The 18,625-nt window shown below is 58.2% G+C and carries 15 protein-coding genes and 2 pseudogenes; 11 read left to right on the top strand and 6 right to left on the bottom strand.

Annotation, left to right across the window (positions count from 1 at the left end; genetic code table 11):
• Nucleotides 1–35 precede the first annotated feature (35 nt).
• Entirely contained in the window at nt 36–1,178 is a 1,143-nt protein-coding gene (locus LB536_RS29440; protein WP_140813615.1) for an NAD-dependent epimerase, read from the bottom strand.
• Nucleotides 1,179–1,256: 78 nt separating this feature from the next.
• Nucleotides 1,257–1,955, bottom strand: a complete 699-nt coding sequence (locus tag LB536_RS29435; protein ID WP_140764226.1) for a helix-turn-helix transcriptional regulator — start codon at nt 1,953–1,955, stop codon at nt 1,257–1,259.
• A 250-nt stretch (nt 1,956–2,205) separates the two neighbouring features.
• Here LB536_RS29435 and LB536_RS29430 point away from each other — a divergent pair, with 250 nt between their 5' ends.
• Nucleotides 2,206–3,951, top strand: a complete 1,746-nt coding sequence (locus LB536_RS29430) for a sensor histidine kinase (protein ID WP_140764229.1) — start codon at nt 2,206–2,208, stop codon at nt 3,949–3,951.
• On the opposite strand, the gene LB536_RS29425 is transcribed toward LB536_RS29430, so the two are convergent.
• Nucleotides 3,948–4,610, bottom strand: a complete 663-nt coding sequence (locus tag LB536_RS29425) for a LuxR C-terminal-related transcriptional regulator (protein WP_140764232.1) — start codon at nt 4,608–4,610, stop codon at nt 3,948–3,950. The two genes, LB536_RS29430 and LB536_RS29425, sit on opposite strands and share 4 nt — an antisense overlap.
• Nucleotides 4,611–5,073: 463 nt before the next feature.
• Between LB536_RS29425 and LB536_RS29420 the strand changes: the two genes are divergently transcribed.
• The 10 genes and pseudogenes from LB536_RS29420 to LB536_RS29375 form a co-directional block, all read left to right on the top strand.
• A complete protein-coding gene (locus LB536_RS29420; protein WP_140764235.1) occupies nt 5,074–5,796 on the top strand; it encodes an NDP-sugar synthase in 723 nt (240 codons plus the stop codon).
• 26 nt (nt 5,797–5,822) lie between these two features.
• On the top strand, nt 5,823–6,959 hold the full coding sequence (locus LB536_RS29415) for a DegT/DnrJ/EryC1/StrS family aminotransferase (RefSeq protein ID WP_140764264.1): 1,137 nt from the start codon (nt 5,823–5,825) through the stop codon (nt 6,957–6,959).
• Entirely contained in the window at nt 6,956–7,630 is a 675-nt protein-coding gene (locus LB536_RS29410; RefSeq protein ID WP_140813614.1) for a sugar transferase, read from the top strand. Before LB536_RS29415 ends, LB536_RS29410 begins: the two co-directional genes overlap by 4 nt.
• Nucleotides 7,631–7,679: 49 nt before the next feature.
• On the top strand, nt 7,680–8,684 hold the full coding sequence (locus LB536_RS29405; protein ID WP_140764241.1) for an SDR family NAD(P)-dependent oxidoreductase: 1,005 nt from the start codon (nt 7,680–7,682) through the stop codon (nt 8,682–8,684).
• A complete protein-coding gene (locus LB536_RS29400) occupies nt 8,681–9,952 on the top strand; it encodes a hypothetical protein (RefSeq protein WP_224598657.1) in 1,272 nt (423 codons plus the stop codon). The genes LB536_RS29405 and LB536_RS29400 overlap by 4 nt, the downstream gene beginning before the upstream one ends.
• The gene (locus tag LB536_RS29395) at nt 9,939–11,201 is read left to right on the top strand and encodes a polysaccharide biosynthesis/export family protein (protein ID WP_224598654.1); all 1,263 of its coding nucleotides are present in this window, start codon (nt 9,939–9,941) and stop codon (nt 11,199–11,201) included. The genes LB536_RS29400 and LB536_RS29395 overlap by 14 nt, the downstream gene beginning before the upstream one ends.
• Nucleotides 11,202–11,277: 76 nt before the next feature.
• Nucleotides 11,278–12,180, top strand: a complete 903-nt coding sequence (locus LB536_RS29390; protein WP_224598651.1) for a class I SAM-dependent methyltransferase — start codon at nt 11,278–11,280, stop codon at nt 12,178–12,180.
• A gap of 315 nt (nt 12,181–12,495) precedes the next feature.
• Entirely contained in the window at nt 12,496–14,223 is a 1,728-nt protein-coding gene (locus LB536_RS29385; protein ID WP_224598648.1) for a type I secretion system permease/ATPase, read from the top strand.
• Between the two features lie 11 nt (nt 14,224–14,234).
• On the top strand, nt 14,235–15,566 hold the full coding sequence (locus LB536_RS29380) for an HlyD family type I secretion periplasmic adaptor subunit (RefSeq protein WP_224598646.1): 1,332 nt from the start codon (nt 14,235–14,237) through the stop codon (nt 15,564–15,566).
• 271 nt (nt 15,567–15,837) lie between these two features.
• Nucleotides 15,838–16,241: pseudogene (locus LB536_RS29375) on the top strand (HlyD family efflux transporter periplasmic adaptor subunit); the annotation flags it as partial.
• Between the two features lie 22 nt (nt 16,242–16,263).
• Here the strand turns inward: LB536_RS29375 and tnpC are convergent.
• The 3 genes and pseudogenes from tnpC to tnpA form a co-directional block, all read right to left on the bottom strand.
• Nucleotides 16,264–17,112: pseudogene (gene tnpC, locus LB536_RS29370) on the bottom strand (IS66 family transposase); the annotation flags it as partial.
• A 69-nt stretch (nt 17,113–17,181) separates the two neighbouring features.
• Nucleotides 17,182–17,538 (bottom strand): IS66 family insertion sequence element accessory protein TnpB, encoded by a 357-nt coding sequence (gene tnpB / locus LB536_RS29365; RefSeq protein ID WP_224598640.1) that lies wholly within the window; start codon nt 17,536–17,538, stop codon nt 17,182–17,184.
• Nucleotides 17,535–17,969 (bottom strand): IS66-like element accessory protein TnpA, encoded by a 435-nt coding sequence (tnpA, locus tag LB536_RS29360; RefSeq protein WP_224598637.1) that lies wholly within the window; start codon nt 17,967–17,969, stop codon nt 17,535–17,537. The genes tnpB and tnpA overlap by 4 nt, the downstream gene beginning before the upstream one ends.
• Nucleotides 17,970–18,625: the final 656 nt, after the last annotated feature.

Raw genomic sequence — 18,625 nt, 5'->3', positions numbered from 1 at the left:
AGACATTCCTTGACCAAGACTGATACTCTAGCCTATCAGGCCGCGCAAGTTTCATGGAATTCGCGATACCATTTGACGAAGTGGGACACTCCGTCAACTAGCGTTGTCGAGGGTGCGAAACCGACAGCGCGGCGGAGATCGCTGACATCGGCACGCGTTTCCAAAACGTCGCCGGCAGGCAGTGGCACGTCGACGCGTAGCGCCCGGCGTCCAAGGGCGGCCTCGATTATGGCGATCAGCCGATTGATCTCCTCGGGTCGGTCGTTGCCAATGTTGTAGACCCGATATGGCGCCGAACTGGTGGCGGCGTCAGGTTCGCAGCTATCCCAATTCAAATTGGGGGATGGCGGCGCCGCAAGCACTCGAATCACGCCTTCGACGATGTCGTCAATGTAGGTAAAGTCCCGCCAGGCGCGTCCCGCATTCGCTACGTCGATCGTTCGACCCTGTGCAATGGCATGCGTGAATGCATAAACAGCCATGTCGGGCCTCCCCCAAGGGCCGTAGACCGTGAAGAAACGCAGTCCAGTGACCGGCAAACCGAACAGATGGCTGTATGAATGCGCCATGCACTCATTTGAACGTTTGGTTGCGGCATAAAGGCTCAAGGGATGATTGGCGCCGTGATGTTCGGAAAACGGAATCGTACGATTGGCGCCGTAAACTGAGCTCGACGATGCGTAGACCAGATGTTCGATACCAGCATGCCTGCAGCCCTCCAAAACGTTTAGGAAGGCCACAACGTTCGACTGGACATAGGCATGGGGATCGACGAGTGAATGACGAACGCCAGCTTGGGCGGCGAGGTGCACGACGTGAGAGGGACGAAAATCGGAAAACAGCGATTCAACACGTCCACGGTCGGACAGATCGATCCGAACCGCGCTAAACCCAGGCTCGGCACTAAGAAGTTCGAAACGCGCTTCCTTCAGCCGTGGATCGTAATATGGGTTGAAGTTGTCAACGCCTATAACATTGACGCCATGGTGCAAGAGCCGTCGGGCGGCATGAAAGCCAATGAAACCCGCAGCCCCTGTGACGACAATCGGGCCGGCGCGCGCAAGGCCGAGCAGAGCTTGGTCCGAACGCGCTCGGGCAAACCCCTCGATTGCGGAAAGAGACGCCACATCGGGTAAATTCTCGGCAGCCTCTTGACCTGCGGAATTTGGCTCGATCATCTCGAATGTCCCTTTGGCGATCTGCGTTGACCAAATCGCAATCTATGCCCCTTGGATCGGAGACGACGCCGGCGATTATCAGGGCAAAACCGAAATGCGAGAAAGAAGAGCCACCAATTCCCCTTGTCGGCTCGTCTCGGTTTTGGCGAACAATGACGCGAGTTGAGACCGAATTGTAGTCCGGCTTAGACGCCAACTGCGGGCGATCTCCAAAGGCGCATCGCCTTGAGCCAAGCGAAGCGCAAGTTGCGTTTCGGCGCTTGTCAGTCCGAACATCCTTTGCAAGGTTTGAGGATTGGCCACCGACCTGTACCCACGATCCATTAAGGCGACGATACTCGTTCCGTCCGGCGCGACAGCGCCTCCTTCGTTAAGTATCACCGGCCGGTCGCCCCGAGAGTGAATAACTACCCACGACAATGAACCCGGAAGCAAGCGGATCGGAACTCCGGCAACGAGCCGCTTGAGCGCGGCGGCAAGCTCAGTGGCGGTAGCGGCTGCCTCACCTTGCCGCTCGAAGGTATCTTGCGCGGCGGCGTTCCATTCGACTACCTTCTTCTGGCCGTCGAGCAGGAGATAACCACAGCCGATCCGGTCAAGCATACCGGCAATTGATTCCATGCTTCTTCGCTTGCTTTCGTTGATTTTTCCTTCCGGTCGATCGAAGGCGGATGCTGCGGGACGGTGCGGTATATAGGCGTTGCGAGCATGTTGGTTCCTCCACGGAATGGTTCGAAGGCTCACAACGGGATCGTTCCGTCTGTCAACGAGCGTCATTTTCCTGCCCCAACTAACTTGCCTAATGAAGTAGGCACATCACAGATCACTCGAACTCTCTTCGATAGCGCGATGTTTTTTCAGAGAAGCCGAGCCTCGGGAACTCTGCGCCACATTCAATGGATGCAGCGTTCTTAACTCTTCCGATTGATTCTAGCCGGGTATCAAGGCTAGGCAATCCAGCATTGGCACTAGGCAATCATTTGTGGCTTAGTCTGAACGATCTAGTCAGAAGGACGTAGTCTGGCCTATGAATTGGCATCAGCGCACTGCGAATCCGAACGGGGCTCGCTCGCCGCTGACTCACTTAGCTTCTCTAGCGGTGCTGGTTACTTCGATAACAGTCGAAGTAACGGGCGCAGCAAAAGTGGGTCAAGACGCCACATTTATCGCCTTTATTCCGGCCATTATTATCATCGTTTATCTTGAAGGTCGCGCAGCGGCACTCGTTGCGACACTTTTGATGGCGGCCGCCGGTATGTCGGCTCGCGGGCTTCTGGTCGGCCAAATCCCGGCAGCCGATTGGACTCGGGCGATTCTGCTTCTGTTGTCGGGTTGGACAACCGTGCTTACATTCCACCGCCTAAGCCAGGACTTGCACGCGGCGGTTGAAGTTGCGGAGGCACGCCTCGCGGCGGTCGAGGCGGTGGAGAGCCGCTATCGTTGGGCTTTTCAGCACGCCGCTATGGGCTTCGCAAACACCAATCAAAGCGGTGAGTTACTGCAATCCAACCCGCGCCTATGCGAAATGACCGGCTACAGCGAGGGAGAGCTTGCACGATTGCGGCTCAGCGAACTGGTCCATCCTGACGATAGAGATGCCTTCGGAGCGACATTGGAGCGCTTAGATGCAGATGGGTCTTCATCAAGTTCGGAGGTCCGTTTGTCAAAAAAAGACGGAACGACATTCTGGACCCGGCTCACTCTGTCTTCGGCCGCGTCCGATGGTGTTCCTTCGAGAAGCGTATTCGTGGTTGTCGACGACATATCGGAACGAAGGTCCGCACGAGAAGCCCTTCGGGCTCAGAAGGAATGGCTTGATCTCGCCCTCTCTGCCGGACGTCTTGGCACGTGGCGGATTGATCGCCAAGACGCGACGGTGACCGGTTCGGCCAAATTCTGGGACATCTTGGGCATGCCGCCAGGCGCCGTTCGTCGCCTGGAGGAGCTTGCCGGGGTCGTACATCCGGCAGACTGGCCAAAACTCGCATCCTCGACGAGGCACGCGACAAGCATGAATTATGACGCCGAGATTCGCGTTCGACGGGCAGAGGACGGGAATATGCGCTGGATTGCTCTGCGTGGGCGAGAGGAAATACAGGATTCACGTGCCGTGCGAGTCGGGGTTGCTGCCGATTTAACCGAGCGTCGGCAAACCACGCTTTTGCGCGCCGCCGCAAAAAAAAGGGAGCGTCTGATGCTCGAGCAGCGTCATCGGCTCAGCAATCTGTTCCCTGTCATCATGGCCCTGGTGAAGATCGTCAAGGCGCCTGGCAACGATGTTGCTCTATACAAGCAGACCCTCCTCGATCGGATCCGCGCACTTGAGGTGACGCATCTACTCCTTTCACGCCATGCCGGTTCGTCGGCGCTGCTCCATGATTTCGTCACGCAGGAATTGCGGCCTTACATGGACACGCACGACATCAAGATCACCGGTCCAGCGGTTATGATGCCAGCAGGACCGGCCGAGAGCTTTGCAATGATCCTTCATGAGCTTTCGACCAATTCCGTCAAATACGGCGCGCTGGGCGGTTCACGGGGTCAACTTGAGGTCCAATGGGCTTATGAGTCCGAAGACGCTTCGAGCGACATTGTTTTCAACTGGTTTGAATCCGGACAACGGCAAACGTCAACCGCCGTGCGTCGCGGTTTCGGTTCCATGATAATCGGCTTGGACGGGGCGCCTCTTGTAGGTCACTCGCCAAAGTTGGAAATATTGGAGCGAGGCCTGCGATATTCGCTGCGGCTTTCACGCAAGGAAATCGAATCCTAACTCACGTTCTTCGACAGCCAGGTTTGGAGCATGAGGGCCGCTTCTGTCCGATTTCGCGCTCCCAGTTCGCGCAGGACAGCGCCGGCATGGATTTTGGTCGTCGCTTCGGCAATTTCCAAATGGCGAGCAATCTCCTTGTTCGAATATCCTTCCGCCATCAGCTTCAACACCTCCTTCTGTCGGGCGGTCAGCCTGGCCAGATTATCGGCGTTCGTGCGTTTCTCCGATGATTGGAGTGGCAGCGGCGCAGGCCCGGCAGATGTTCGAGACAGCAGCGCTGGAACATATATTCGGCCGGCCAGGATCTCATTAACGGCGAGCACGACTTCCTCGTCGTTTAGGGATTTGACGATGTAGCCGTGAAGACCGATCGACAAAGCGGTGAGGATCTCGGCGCGTGAATCATTGCCGGACACAATTGCAAAGCGTGTGTCAGGGTGGGCAACGAGAACGTCGCCAAGCACTTCCTGGTTGAATAGGCCAGGCATGTTCAGGTCCAGGATCGCAAGATCGATGGATGCTTGCTCTTCCAGCAACCTGACAACTGCGTCAAAGCATGCTGCCTCGAAAATCTCGACACCCGGAATGCCTGCCATCAGAGCGAGCCTCAGCCCGCGGCGATACAGGCCGTGATCATCGGCGATAACGATTCGATACATTCGACTATCCCAACGCTTACTCGGCTCTCGCAATCTCACTTCCCACAGAGCTACGCCGATCGGTGACGAGCCTTGAAGCGACCCCACTCATCGATCTACTTCAAACCGCAGCGCCCCATTGCTGCACATTCCACCCCTCCATATTTTAGCATGTGATTGGAAAATGCCCTGGTTTTTTTCGCACCGCCTTATGGGTTCGTTCCGGCGTCGGCCGAGGTGACGCCTTTTGCCGGCTCATTCAACACCAGAACCGTTGCCTCGGTACCATTCAAATGCACGACGACATCTACCCGACGATCACGATAGCGTTCCCCCACGATGTTCTGGATTGGCGCGGGTGAGGATCACAGAAGCCTCACCGGACCTTAAATTCCTAACGGAATAGAAGGCGCGATTCCTGGACGCTAGCGTAAAGAACGACCCGTGGCGATGGCGTTCGGGCGTATGATTCAGGGAGGTTCGGATGAAAGCGGTAATTCAATGCGGTGGAATGGGAACCCGTCTTCGGCCCTTCACGTCGGTCTTGCCGAAGCCGCTCATGCCGATCGGTGCCCGGCCCGTTCTTGAGTTGCTTTTGAAATGGCTACGGCGCAATGGCATTGAAGAAATCTATATCACGACTGGCTATCTCGGCCATTTGATCCGAAGCGTTTGCGGTGATGGCTCACAATGGAATCTTAAGATCAAGTACACCCAGGAAATGGAGCCGCTCGGCACCATTGGGCCTCTGTCCTTGATTAGAGATGAACTTACCGAACCGTTTGTCGTGCTCAACGGCGATGTCCTCACCGATTTGAGCCTGAGCCGGTTTGTTGCAGCGCATCGGATGCACAAGGACCCGGTGACAATCGCCACCGCATGCCGCCTGCACAAGATGGACTTCGGCGTCATTGACGAAGTCGACAATACCGTAAAGGTATTCCGTGAGAAGCCGACCCTTTCGCACTTGGTTAGCATGGGTATTTACTGCATGAATCCGGATGTGTTGATGTTTATACCATCAGGAATACCATTCGGTTTTGACGATCTAATGCTGCAAATGATGCAAAAGGGTACGGTCGTCCATGTCTACAAACATGATGGCGTTTGGCTTGATATCGGCCGCGTCGACGACTTCCAGAATGCTCAAGCAATTTCGTGGGAAGAGCAGCCGTCCTCGATAGAGGTTGCCGCAGCCGCAGCATAACGACCACAAAGATCCGGGAGGTAATGATGCTTTTGGTGAGTGCCCCTATTCTGGGCTTGCCGGAGAAGAATGCGCTCACAAAGGTAATTGATAGCAGCTGGCTGACTATGGGCGAGCGGGTGCAGGCTTTCGAAGAGGCATTTGCCAGAATGCACAACGCGGAAGATTGCGTTGCGGTCAGTTCCTGCACCGCAGCCCTTCATCTGATACTGCACGGACTCGGGATTGGCCCGGGCGACGAAGTGCTTGTACCGTCGCTTACCTTCGTAGCGACTGCGAATGCGGTCCTCTATGTGGGCGCCACGCCAGTCTTCGTCGACATCGAATCCGTCGACGTCCCATTGATGTCTATGGTGGAAGCGGAAGCGCGGTGCACGTCACGCACTAAGGCAGTGGTGCTCGTTCACTTTGCGGGCTACCTCGCCAACCGGGAAGATTGGCAGACATTCGCCCGCGCTCGGGGATTACATATAATAGAGGATGCCGCGCATGCGCCCGGCCTGAAAGAAGTTGGCACGTTTGGCGCTGCTGCCGCTTTCAGCTTCTATGGCAACAAGAACATGACAACGGCAGAAGGAGGCGCTGTCATTGCTCAAGATCCGGCCCTGCGGGCACGGATTCGACAAGCCCGCGGCCACGGGATGACAACCGGGACACATCAGCGGCTGAACAGCCGCACGGCACAGTATGATGTCACCATGCTCGGATTCAACTACCGCATGGACGAACTGCGGGCCGCCATAGGACTGGTTCAATTGGAGAACTTGCGGGAATGGAACGAAATTAGGCGCATCCTCGTCGTCCTCTACCGGCGCCTGGTTGCCATGCATTGTCCCGGCGTGACCATTCCATTCAGTGAACCGCGGACGTCGGCTTACCATATCATGCCAATTCTTCTGCCGCGCGACGTTAACCGGCAAGACGTCGTCGACGAATTGCGGGACCAGGAGATACAGACCACCGTCCACTATCCGCCGGTGCATCAGATGAGTTTCTATCGAGAGCTCTCTCCTGGAACGCATTTGCCCCGAACAGAGGACTTTGCACACCGAGAGTTGACACTTCCCCTGCATCCCCAGATCACCGCCCCCGTCATAGAAACGGTTGTGGGCACGCTGGCACGCGTGGTCAACCGCTGCGCACAAACGGGTACCGCCGCATGAACGCCTCGGTTCGATCCTTTCATGGGCGCTTGGTCCCAAGCTACGCGCATGGGTTCGGTAGGCGCGCGATCGATCTCGTTGTGGCAAGCGTTGCAGGCATCGTGCTGGCGCCGCTGATGATGCTAGTCGCTTTAGGAATCCTGCTCGAAGGCGGTCGACCCATCTTGTTTGTGCAGATCCGCATTGGCGCCGGGGGACGGCCCTTTCGCATGTACAAATTTCGCAAATTCGCTGCCAAATGCAGCGCTCAGGGCTTGGCATTGACCATGGCAGGTGACAGCCGCATGACGCCTCTAGGTCGGCTGCTCGCCGCAACAAAATTCGACGAGTTACCGCAATTGTGGAACGTTTTGAGAGGCGAGATGGCGATAGTCGGACCGCGTCCAGAAAGTCTGGCTTTCGCTGACTGTTTCCAGGGCGAGCTTAAGGCCATTCTCCAATACAAACCGGGGTTGCTGGGTCCAACCCAGGTCCTGTTCCGCCACGAGGCCCGTTTCTATCCTCTCTCGGCGGAGCCGCTGCTGTTTTACCGGGAAGTCCTCTTTCCTGCCAAGGCAAAGATCGACCTCGCGTATTATTCGCAGCGCACGATCGCTTCGGACATCGTCTGGATTGTGCGCGGCTGCCTGGCCGTTCTCGGCCGGGTGCCGTCGCCGCCGGCTCACATATGAATGCTAACGAAAAGACAGCGTCTCACGTCGGACGAGGAAATGCTTGGTCATGAGCTACAAGGGCAAGAAGGTTCTGGTGACAGGTGCGGATGGATTTATCGGGTCTCATCTTACCGAGGCACTCGTACGCAACGGCGCGGATGTCACTGCCCTTGCGCTATACAATTCCTTTGACAGTCACGGGTGGTTGGATGATTTGCCCGACACAGTTCGAAGCCAGCTGAAGCTCGTGCGTGGCGACGTTCGCGACAGCGCTTTCCTGAACCGGATCATGCGAGGTCAGTCGATTGTTTTTCATCTGGCCGCGCTCATTGCTATTCCATATTCTTACGCAGCCGCTCAGTCATATGTGGAAAATAACATCCTGGGCACGGTGAACGTACTTGAGGCGGCTCGCCAGTGGGAGACGGAACGCGTCGTTCACACCTCGACTAGCGAGGTCTACGGCACCGCCTTGACGATGCCAATCGGCGAAACGCATCCGCTGCAGGGACAGTCGCCTTATTCGGCATCGAAGATCGGCGCCGACATGATGGCCCAGTCCTACGCCAGGTCTTTCGATGTTCCTGTCGTGATCATGCGGCCCTTTAACACATACGGGCCACGTCAGAGTGAACGGGCGATCGTGCCGACCATCATCCGCCAGGCCTTGGACCCAAATTGCCCGGCAATCATGGTCGGCGATACAAGTCCGGTCCGCGACCTCACCTTTGTCGAAGACACAGCGGCGGCATTCCTTACGGCAGGGTTGTCTGGTCTCGAATTCGGCAATGCCTACAATGCCGGGAGCCAGCGCGCCGTGACTGTTTCGGACGTACTGGATCTCGTTCTTGAGTTGAGCGGCTCCAAAAAGGCCGTTCATCGAGACGAAAGTCGTCTCCGGCCGCAAAACTCAGAAGTTCGCGCCTTGCTGGCTGATTCCACGCGTCTTGAAAGCGAGACTGGTTGGCGGGCGCAGACCAGCCTTCGCGATGGCTTGGGGCGAACAATTGATTGGTGGCGGTCGCGTCTCAGCGAAGGTCGGGTACGTCGCGAAATGGGCTACATGACATGACTTCCGGCCACCGTTACGCATCGGCTCTGATGTTAATTGCAGCGGCCTTACCCATCGATCTACACGTCGCGATCGGGTCGCAAAACGTCATTCCACCGACAGTGTCGTTGCCGGCAGACCTGCCGGGCTATCTCCAGTCAACGCAAGATCCGGCATCGGGCAACAGCTTCACGCGCGTTACCAAACCCGGAAACCTTGGCAATGGAGTCGTGTGTGGAAGGAAGTATTGCAGTCATCGCTATTCGAGCGCCCAAGCCTGGAGCGCTGACCAAAGCCTTCTTGTCATCAGCAACGGCTGCGGTGGCATGTGCTTCCTCGACGGACACACCTACGCCCCGCTCTTCCACCGGGACCGATCGGGCGGATGCGAGTGGAACCCGCAGGAACCGAGCCAGATGATCTGCGTCGAGGGCAGGGCAATCTCCAGGTGGACGCCGCGCACCAATCGTGAGGAAGTGATTTTTCACGCGACGAACTATAGCAATCTTCAGTTCGGCCCTAACAAAGGCAACCCTAGCCGGGATGGCAATCGCATAGTCGTGCGCGCGGTTCGAGCGGACGGCAAAACGGTGGCCTTCGCCTACGATCTCAAGCGGCAGCGAAAGTTCCAGGATATCGATCTTGCTCAACTTGCTGGGGCCAACCGCGCCTGCTCGATCTCTCCGCTAGGCACCAACGTTCTTTGCTTTCAGAACCTTGAAGACGGGACGGACCAGATCATGATCTTCTCCGTCGACGGTGTCTTGCGCCAGAAATGGGCGGAGCATCATCGGCCTGGTCACGGCGATATGACCGTCGATGCCGATGGCAGCGAAATTTATGTGGGCATCAGCAAATCGGAACCGGACAAGTATCAAGTCATCAAGCGGCGGATCTCGGATGGGGCGGTCACCTCACTGATGAAATACGGCGAAGCCCAGCACGCGTCTCTACGGGCCTTGAATAGGCCGGGCTGGGTATTCTTGAGCTACGCCGGCGATCCGGCGGAAGTGTCAAACCATCCCGATTGGGCGCCTTACGCAAGGGAAGTGATCGCGCTGCGCACTGATGGCAGTGGATATGTTCGTCGCATCGCGGAGACGCGAAATGTCGTCTTCGACTACTGGAGCGAGACACACGCCTCGCCCTCCCCAGACGGCTCGCAGGTTGTCTGGTCAAGCAATTGGGGCGCGCCGGGCGGCCCGGTCCACGATTTTGTCACCCGTGTCGATTGGTCAGTGTCGGGCACGTCGAGCCAGAAGGAGATTGTGGCAAATGGGCTTCGATAAGCGAATTCTACTCGCCGCGCTCGTCGCGGTATCAGCCGCCCAAAAGGTCGCTGCGGCAGACGCCCCGCTTGTCTATCAATTGTCTCCAGGAGATGTCGTCGAAATAGGAATTGCTTCGATTCCTGAGCGAATTCAGCGTGCCGTGGTCCAGATGGACGGCACGATCGCGCTTCCCGAAGTTGGCGTGGTATCGGTTGCCGGCCTTACTCCGACTCAACTGCAGACGCGCATGGAAACAATCTTGCCGACAAAGATTTTTCGCGCGCGGCTGCAGGACGGGCGAGAGCAAATGATTATCATCAAGCCAAGCGACGTGACCGCGGTGATCGCGGAATATCGGCCAATCTATGTCACCGGCGATGTCCTTACTCCGGGGCAGCAGCCGTATCGCCCGCTGATGACAGTTCGACAGGCGATAGCCGTTTCCGGTGGATTAAGCCTTTTGCGTTCAAGAGCAGGCCAAGCGGGACCCGATCCGGTTGATCTGCGCCGCGACTATGAATCGCTTTGGGGCGAGTATATCAAGGACTACTTTCACGGCGCTCGAATTCGCGCCGAACTGCAAGGTGAGGCGAGCTTTGACCAACACCTGCCGCAGGGATCACCGTTGCCTGCCAGTGTCGGTACCGCAATAGCGCGGGCTGAAGCGGAGGCCTTGAAGATTTCAATCAGCGATTTTCAGGCGGAGCAGAGCTATCTCGAAAAAGGCGAGAAAGACACGGCAGATCAGATCGACGTTCTGCTCAAGCGTCAACAGGTCGAAAACGACGGCGTCAAGGCAGACCAAGACGATCTGGCTAGGGTTACGAAGGTCTTTGAATCGGGCAACCTCACCAACAACAGGCTCGCCGACGTTCGGCGAGCTTTGCTTCTGTCGTCAAGCGGTGCTCTTCAGACGTCAGTTGAACTGATGAGGGCGCGTCGCCAGGAAGATGACTATGCAAGGCAGCTGCAACGCGCTGAGAACCAACGGAAAATTGGTCTTCTGACCGAATTGAAGGACACAGATGGGCGTTTGGCGGACAACACCGCAAAACTTCACGCCGCAAGCCAGAAACTGCAGCCATCCGGAGCGTCGGCCCGACCCTTGCCTATGGCTGGGGAAACAATCCGCGCCAAGGTGTTGATCATTCGCAAGGTCGGCCAGGAATGGCGAAAGCTGGCTGCCGACGAGGATACCGTCGTTGCGCCCGGAGATACCATCGAGGCGACCTTCAGCAGTGACCTCGAAGCCGTGGCCATCCAGTAAGCAAGTGTGTCGGACTCGCGTGGGGAGGCCGCTGGCTCAAAGTTCGACCGTCAACCAAAATGGAACGGAGGGTTTCGTGAAGATCCAGTCCAAGCCAAGCGCCTCTCCAATGCAGTCAACTGAAGTCGCACCAGCGGCCGGCCCGGCAATCTGCACGTTTGAGACACCTGTCTTGAAAGTTCCTCAGACGAGCCCCCGAGCTGTTGAGGCCAGAGTGTGGCAGAATCGGCGGGCTGATCGGGAAGGGGATGAAGTCTCGGATAATTATCGCATTAGCCACTGTGCCCTGGGTTATGGTGAGCACTACAACAAGACACACGAGTCCGGCTACTATGGCGCCCTGTGGACAAAAATTGAGAAGCCCCTTCTCGTTGACGTTCTCGGTCCCATGGGTGGTGCCGGCCGAAAGTGCCTCGACTTCGCGTGCGGCACCGGCCGCATCACCAACATAGCCGCCGAACTGTTTGACGAGGTGGTGGGGGTCGATGTCTCCGGGGCTATGCTCGCCTGTGCACGGGTCCCAGACAATGTGAAACTGCGGCACATCGATATGACAGTCGACCCGCTCGGCGAAACGTTCGACGTTGTAACCGCATTTCGTTTCTTCCTGAATGCCGAGGATTCTCTGCGACGAGAGGCCCTGACGGCGATACACGACCAACTGAACGACCAAGGCAGGCTTGTGGCCAACGTACACATGAACGCAACCTCGCCAGTTGGCGTAGCTTGCCGGATGCTAAATCAGGTTTTTGGACGCACACTCCGCAACACGCTGAGCGCCAGTCGATTTAACGAATTGCTCGTATCGTCTGGTTTCACCGTTGAGCACCTGATCCCCTACGGTTATCTGCCTCGGCCAGGCCACTTTTTGCCTGGCCTTTGCCAGGCATTGATCGAGCCAGTGGAGAAGGCATCAAAAACGCTCAAGCTGCCTGGCTCCCTTGCGCAACACTTTTTGGTGGTTGCAAACAAACGATAGGCTGGTCGCACCGCCGGGTCGCAATCACACGGGTCTAAAACCGTGTTTTGACTTCGGCGGCGCTGTCGCTGCAAACTTTCCCACCCCCCGCTATCTTATCCACCGCTTTTGGCAAGGAAGCCTTGGGTTTCTCGGAAAAGCGTCACGATTTTGCTACATTTTTACCGAAGGCAGATACCTTAGCAACGCTTAATGCTTTTGGTGCGGGACAGGGCTAGCAAGGAAGAGGGTGTTTACAATCGGCAGGACAAGCGAGTCCATGCGGCCATTTCTCGTAGAGGGTCGCGCACCATGAAGCGATGGAACGGGCCTTCGATGGATTTGCGTTCGGCTTTTTCAGGCTGTGTTCCTGGGCTGGCCGGTGTCGGTCTGTTCTCAGCGGTCATCAACATTCTGTCTTTGACAGGATCCATCTATATGCTGCAGATCTACGATCGCGTTCTGCCTTCACAGAGCATTCCGACGCTTGTCGGATTCACTATTGGGATGCTTGGTCTGTATGCGGTCTATGGAGTGCTCGATTTCATACGGCTTCGCCTCTTGGTGCGGATTGGCAGTCGGCTCCATAGAACTCTGCAGCAAAGGGTCTTCGCCATCTCACTGTCCCTGCCGCTCATTGCCGGAGAGGACGCAAGCAGGACTCATCCGCTTCGCGATCTGGATCAACTCCGCGGCTTTCTTTCCGGGTTGGGACCGACAGTCGTCTTCGACGCCCCCTGGATACCATTTTATCTGGTGATCATCTATCTTCTGCACCCTTCGCTTGGAATACTAGCCACAGCAGGCGCGGCTGTTGTCATTACCCTGACAGTGGTGGCGGAAATTTTTGCGCGCGGACCGGCGATGCACGCGTCCGAAGCACTTTTATCGCAACGCGTTCTTGCCGATTCCGGGCGTCGCAACGCCGAAGTTGTGCACGCTATGGGTCTTTCCAGCCGGATTGGCCATCGCTGGAGCGAAGCGACCCGAGCCTATCTGGCGTACCAGGAGCGGCTTTCCGACGTCGTAGGCGCAGCCGGCTCGCTAACCAAGGCGCTTCGCATGGCGTTACAATCCTCGGTTTTAGGGCTCGGCGCTTATCTTGTTATTGGCGGCGAAGCATCCCCTGGCGTGATTATCGCGTCATCCATATTGCTGGGCCGCGCGCTGGCCCCTGTTGATATTGCGATCGCAAACTGGAAGGGTTTCCTGGCTGCTAGGCGCAGCTTCTCCCAGTTGGCCGCCGTGCTCAGCACTTTTGACGATCACAACGAGCCCATGGAATTGCCCCGCCCGCAGGCACTTCTTGCGGTTGAAGACCTGACGATCGCGCCGCCGGGCGTGTCGAGGCCGACCGTCTTAAACGTGACTTTCCAATTGCCGAAAGGCTCCGGCATGGCCGTTATCGGCCCGAGCGGCTCCGGCAAGACGACGCTCGTTCGCGCCCTGGTCGGTGCGTGGAAGCCGCTTCGCGGAACGGTCAGGTTAGACGGAGCCTCGCTCGAGCAATGGAGTTCGGAGCGGGTTGGCGCTCATGTTGGTTACCTGCCGCAAGACGTTGAACTGTTTGATGGTACAGTCGCGGACAACATCTCGAGGTTTGGCGGCCAAGGCGATCCCAAAGGCGTTATGGCTGCCGCCAGGGCGGCGGGTATCGACAAGATGATCATGCGACTTCCAGACGGTTTTCAAACGCGCGTGGGGGAAGGGGGCACTGCTTTGTCGGCGGGGCAGCGGCAGCTCGTGGGACTGGCCAGGGCACTTTATGGCGAACCATTTCTTGTCGTTCTTGACGAGCCTAATTCAAATCTCGACGTCAGTGGCGATGCTGCGCTGGCCGGTGCGATCCTGAGCGTTCGTCAGCGTGGTGGGATTGTCATCATTGTGGCTCATCGTCCGTCGGCTCTCACCAACATCGATCGGGTTCTCGTCATGTCCAATGGCATGCTCCATTCCTTTGGCTCGCGCGAGGATGTGCTGGCGAACGTGGTCCGACCCTTTCCAGCTGCAGAGCGTCCAAGTCCGGTGGTGCCCCTTCACAAGGGCGTCAGCGGGCATGCCTGAGATTCTTCCAAGTGTCTGATACGATCACGGCGCCATATGCCACCGGGGAGGATGTGCTCGGATTGCAAGACGGCGTTCGCGCCAATCTGATGCTAGGTCTTGCAACGACTTTTCTAGTAGTCTTGGGCTGCGGGCTGTGGGTCGGCTTGACCAAGATCGCCGGCGCGGTGATTGCGCCAGCCACAGTGGTGGTAGAGACCAACATCAAGAAAGTTCAGCATCTCACGGGTGGTACGATCGGTGCTATCTTCGCCCAGGACGGAGATCATGTTCAAGCCGGCGACGTGCTGGTCAAGCTGGATGACACATTGACGAGAGCTAATCTGCAAATAATTAGCGAGGATCTCGATCGCGCGACTATCCGCCTTGCCCGGCTGGAGGCGGAACGGCAAAGCCTTCCGGAAATCCAGGTCCCGCGAGCTGTCCAGGCCAGGATGAGCAACCCTGAGCTGGCGGCTCTTGTCAGTGGTGAACGCGCCTTGTTCGACAGCCGTGCGGCGGCACTCAAAGGTCAGAAGGCTCAATTGCAAAGTCGCACAAGACAACTCGAACGTCAGATCGACGGCCTCAAATCAGAGCAAGCGGCGGAAGATGAAGCGGTGGCCTTGCTGGATCACGACCTCACGGATGTCGAAGCGTTGTATTCTAAGAAATTGGTTTCAAAGGAGAGATTGAGCAAGGCGAGATTGGATAGCACGCGAGCTCACGGAGAATCGGGACGTCTGGCCGCTGCAGTCGCCGAAGCGGAGGCTCGGGTTAGCGAAACTGCGCTGCAAATTCTCCAACTCGACGAACAAAAGCGCGCCGATGTCACAAGCGAGCTTCGCCAGACCGAAGCCAAGAGCACCGAGCTGAAGGAGCGCAAGATAGTAGCTCAGGATGAGCTGAGCAAAAGTACGGTCAGGGCTCCGCAGTCTGGAACAATTCAAGAATCATCGATCCACACGGTAGGCGGTGTCGTCGGCCCCGGAGAAGTGCTCATGATGATTGTGCCGGATACGGACAATCTCGTAGTCGACGCCCTAATCCCGCCGTCGCGTGTAGATGACATTCGCGCCGGCCAACCAGTATCAATTCGTTTTCCTGCGTTCGACGCCGGTACTACACCCGCCTGCCAAGGGTGGGTTCAGCGCATATCCGCCGATTTGATCAAGGACCAACAGCGTCAGTTGTCGTATTTTTCAGCGCGTATCAAGGTTGAAAACAAGTCGGACTGCTTAACGGAAGCCAAGGTCCTGAAGCCAGGCATGCCTGCCGAAGTCCACATCAGCACAGACGAACGAACTGTATGGTCGTACTTGCTGAAACCGTTCGCTGACCAGATGTCCAGGGCTTTCCGTTAGGCGACAACAGCGCCACCCGACAACGGCATACCGAGGCGAATTTGTGGGGTGGCATTAATAGGATATGGGCGAACCCTTGGACCTGCGTGCCGTGGCGGACACCCCTATATGATCAAGCTGACCGGAGCGATCTGACGAGGATTTTCATCGAAGTCGGCGATCAGCTTGTCGAGCTCATCCTGGGTAGGTCGCGATCGCGCTGGTGCCTTTGCCAACGAGGCCGAGTCTCTTCAGGGCGATACGCGCCAGCTCTATCTGTTCGATCTTGACCGGAGGCGTCGTCACGCCGGCGCAGTCGCTCGCGGTCGTCGTGCCGGCCGACGCTGCCCTCGAGATCGAGGCCATGGTGTCGAACAGCGATATCGGGTTTGTTTCTCCCGGGCAGGAGGCGGAGATCAAGGTCGATACCTTCAATTTCACGCGCTACGGGCTCTTGCACGGGCGCGTGCTCGGCGTCTCGCACGACGCCGTCAACAATGACAAACGCGACGATGCCTCAGGCGAGCCACGATCCGCAGCAGAGAGTTCGACGACCGAGACACGGGGCAGGGGCTCGCCTATGTAGCGCGCGTCTCGCTCGACCGCACCCAGATGCGGATCGAGGGCAGATCCGCCGATCTGTCACCCGGCATGTCGGTCACGGTCGAGATCAAGACCGGCTCACGCCGTATCATCGTAAGCGGTGTTCTCAGGCCACGGCCCGGAGTTCAGAGGCGCGGATGTAAGGCGGGTCGCCGCCATTCCATGGTCGGTCATCGCGGGCATAGGCCCAGAGCTGGCCTGTCTTCGTCTTGCCGCGGCCCGGATCGAGCACCGGCGCCTTCGTCTCGTCGGCGAAGAGTTTTGGTGAGGACCTCAGCTTTCCAAGCAGCCGCTCGTGCACCGGACGTAGATGCCAGGCGGCACGGCCGACCCAGTCGGCGAGCGTCGACCGGTCGAGATTGATGCCCTGCCGGGCGTAGATCTGCGCCTGACGATAGAGTGGCAGGTGGTCAGCATTTTTGGAGACTAGGACCTGGGCGATCGTTGCCTCGGTCGGAAGGCCGCCTTCGATCAACCGGGCGGGTGCCGGAGCCTGAACGACAACGTCCTCGCAGGCGCGGCAGGCATATTTGGGCCGGCGCACGACGATCACACGCAGCCGCGCCGGCACGATGTCTTAGCCGCTCGCTCACGTCTTCGCCGATCCGATGCAGGCCGTTGCGGCAGCACGGGCAGGCATGGGCCTCGATGTCGACGACCATCTCCGTGCGCGGCAGATGGGGTGGCAACGCGCCGCGGTTCGCCCGACGCTTGGCGACACGCGCCTGTCGCTCCGTGGGAGCAGCCTGTTCGTTCTCCTCCTGCCGGCCGCCTCGATCTGCTCGGCTTCCTCAAGTCCCAGCAGCAGTTGGTCTTCCGGCAGCGTCTCAGCACGACGGCCGAAGCGATGGCGCTGCAATTCCTTAATGATCTGGACCAGACGGGAATTCTCGATGTCGCGCGCCAGGACCATCGCCCTCAGCGCATCCGGATCGTCGGGAAGCTGGTCAGCCGTCATCGCCATGAGCCGATCAGACCATATTAGCCGACGGCCCGCGACAGCGGAATCCACGCTGATTCACTTCGTCGCGGGTCAGCCCGCCTGGGCTGGAATGCGGGTCCGGCGCGGCTCGTGGACTCGCCGCCAATCGAGGCCTTCGAGCAGCGCCGAGAGCTGTGCAGCCGTCAACCGCATCACGCCGTCATGCACTTTCGGCCAGCGGAACTCGCCATCCTCCAGACGCTTTGCATAAAGGCAGACCCCGGTGCCGTCCCAGAAGATCAGCTTGATCCGGTCGGGGCGCTTGGCGCGGAAGACGTAGACGGCGCTGCTGAACGGATCGGCGCCCATCGTCTCGCGCACCAGGGCGGCCAAGCCCTCAGCACCCTTGCGGAAGTCCACTGGCTTCGTCGCTACCATCACCTTGACCGCACCCGTCGGCCCAATCACGTCGTCGCCTTCAGCGCGCGGATTACAGCGGCTACTGTCTTGGTATCGGCGCCACGGCCAACGCGCATGGCGATGCCGTCGATCTCAAGCTCAATCACGCCGGCGTCTCGGGTGGCTTTCCGGTTCCGCTGCTTCGGTGGATGCCTGGCTATGGGTTCCGGCGCCCCCACCACCGCCGGCACGAAGGCGGGAGAATCTTGCTGCACCGAAACGGCCTGTTTGCGCGCTTCGCGACGCCAGGCGAAGACCTGTTGCGGCCTCAGACCATACCGGCGGGCGACCTCGGAAATGATTGCGTTCGGCTCCAGAGTCTCCGCAATGATCCGGGCTTTGTCATCCACCGACCACTGACGCCGGCCGCCAGCACCGTTGATCACATCGAAACGTCGAGGCTGTCGCTCAGGGTCAAGCGTACGGTCAAGTCCAGACACAAGCCGATCTCCGATCCCAATGCAGAACCGGCAACCTCACAGATTGCGGCCACTCCCGAAAGGTGGCCCGGAAACACCGAACGTATCATCAGCTACCTTCTTTCGCCGCTCATGCGATACAAGCAGGAGGTCCTGCGCGAGCGGTGAGAAGCAGAGGTGCCGATCCATCGCGTTGATATGGCTGCGCGGCCCGGTTGTGGTAGGCTTGGCAAACCCCCATAGAGCGCCTCAGCGCGTGTCGAACAGGCGCTAGTCCATGTATGGCAGCATCCATCTGTACGGATGTCCGCTTTTAAAGGCGATCGCGGGAAGCTTGCCGGTTGGTAGCCGGAGCCGGGAAAGGACGCGGAGCGATGTTGCCAAGCATTGGGAGTCCGCAGTCAAGCTGGTCGCGGCCCTGGAAGAGGAAGGCGCGGCGGAGCACCGTGGCAATGTTGCGGTCTTGTGACTCGACCCTCACACTTGGCGCCTGCAGCCCGTCTGAGAGCGTGGCGGCAGCCAGGCGCGATCAATCGCTGAAAGCGGCGTGGAAACTCAGCCTAGCCAACTCACCAATTCGGCCCCGTGGATATCTCCACGAAAAAGTTCAAAAACTTGAGAAAGCGGTGTTGACAGTTTGTCTGGGTGGCGACTATATACGCCTCACGAACGAGGGC

Origin of the sequence: Mesorhizobium sp. ES1-3 (assembly GCF_020164795.1) — a bacterium.
Lineage (GTDB): Bacteria > Pseudomonadota > Alphaproteobacteria > Rhizobiales > Rhizobiaceae > Mesorhizobium.
Note: the sequence above shows the minus strand (reverse complement) of the source record. Positions and strands in the feature narration are given on the sequence as shown.

Excerpts from the sequence above, each read along its gene's own strand:
- LB536_RS29425 (WP_140764232.1), bottom strand. The coding sequence starts at position 4,610 with ATGTATCGAATCGTTATCGCCGATGATCACGGCCTGTATCGCCGCGGG.
- LB536_RS29430 (WP_140764229.1), top strand. The coding sequence starts at position 2,206 with ATGAATTGGCATCAGCGCACTGCGAATCCGAACGGGGCTCGCTCGCCG.
- LB536_RS29415 (WP_140764264.1), top strand. The coding sequence starts at position 5,823 with ATGCTTTTGGTGAGTGCCCCTATTCTGGGCTTGCCGGAGAAGAATGCG.
- LB536_RS29400 (WP_224598657.1), top strand. The coding sequence starts at position 8,681 with ATGACTTCCGGCCACCGTTACGCATCGGCTCTGATGTTAATTGCAGCG.
- LB536_RS29410 (WP_140813614.1), top strand. The coding sequence starts at position 6,956 with ATGAACGCCTCGGTTCGATCCTTTCATGGGCGCTTGGTCCCAAGCTAC.
- LB536_RS29440 (WP_140813615.1), bottom strand. The coding sequence starts at position 1,178 with ATGATCGAGCCAAATTCCGCAGGTCAAGAGGCTGCCGAGAATTTACCC.
- LB536_RS29420 (WP_140764235.1), top strand. The coding sequence starts at position 5,074 with ATGAAAGCGGTAATTCAATGCGGTGGAATGGGAACCCGTCTTCGGCCC.
- LB536_RS29395 (WP_224598654.1), top strand. The coding sequence starts at position 9,939 with ATGGGCTTCGATAAGCGAATTCTACTCGCCGCGCTCGTCGCGGTATCA.
- LB536_RS29385 (WP_224598648.1), top strand. The coding sequence starts at position 12,496 with ATGGATTTGCGTTCGGCTTTTTCAGGCTGTGTTCCTGGGCTGGCCGGT.
- LB536_RS29435 (WP_140764226.1), bottom strand. The coding sequence starts at position 1,955 with ATGACGCTCGTTGACAGACGGAACGATCCCGTTGTGAGCCTTCGAACC.
- LB536_RS29405 (WP_140764241.1), top strand. The coding sequence starts at position 7,680 with ATGAGCTACAAGGGCAAGAAGGTTCTGGTGACAGGTGCGGATGGATTT.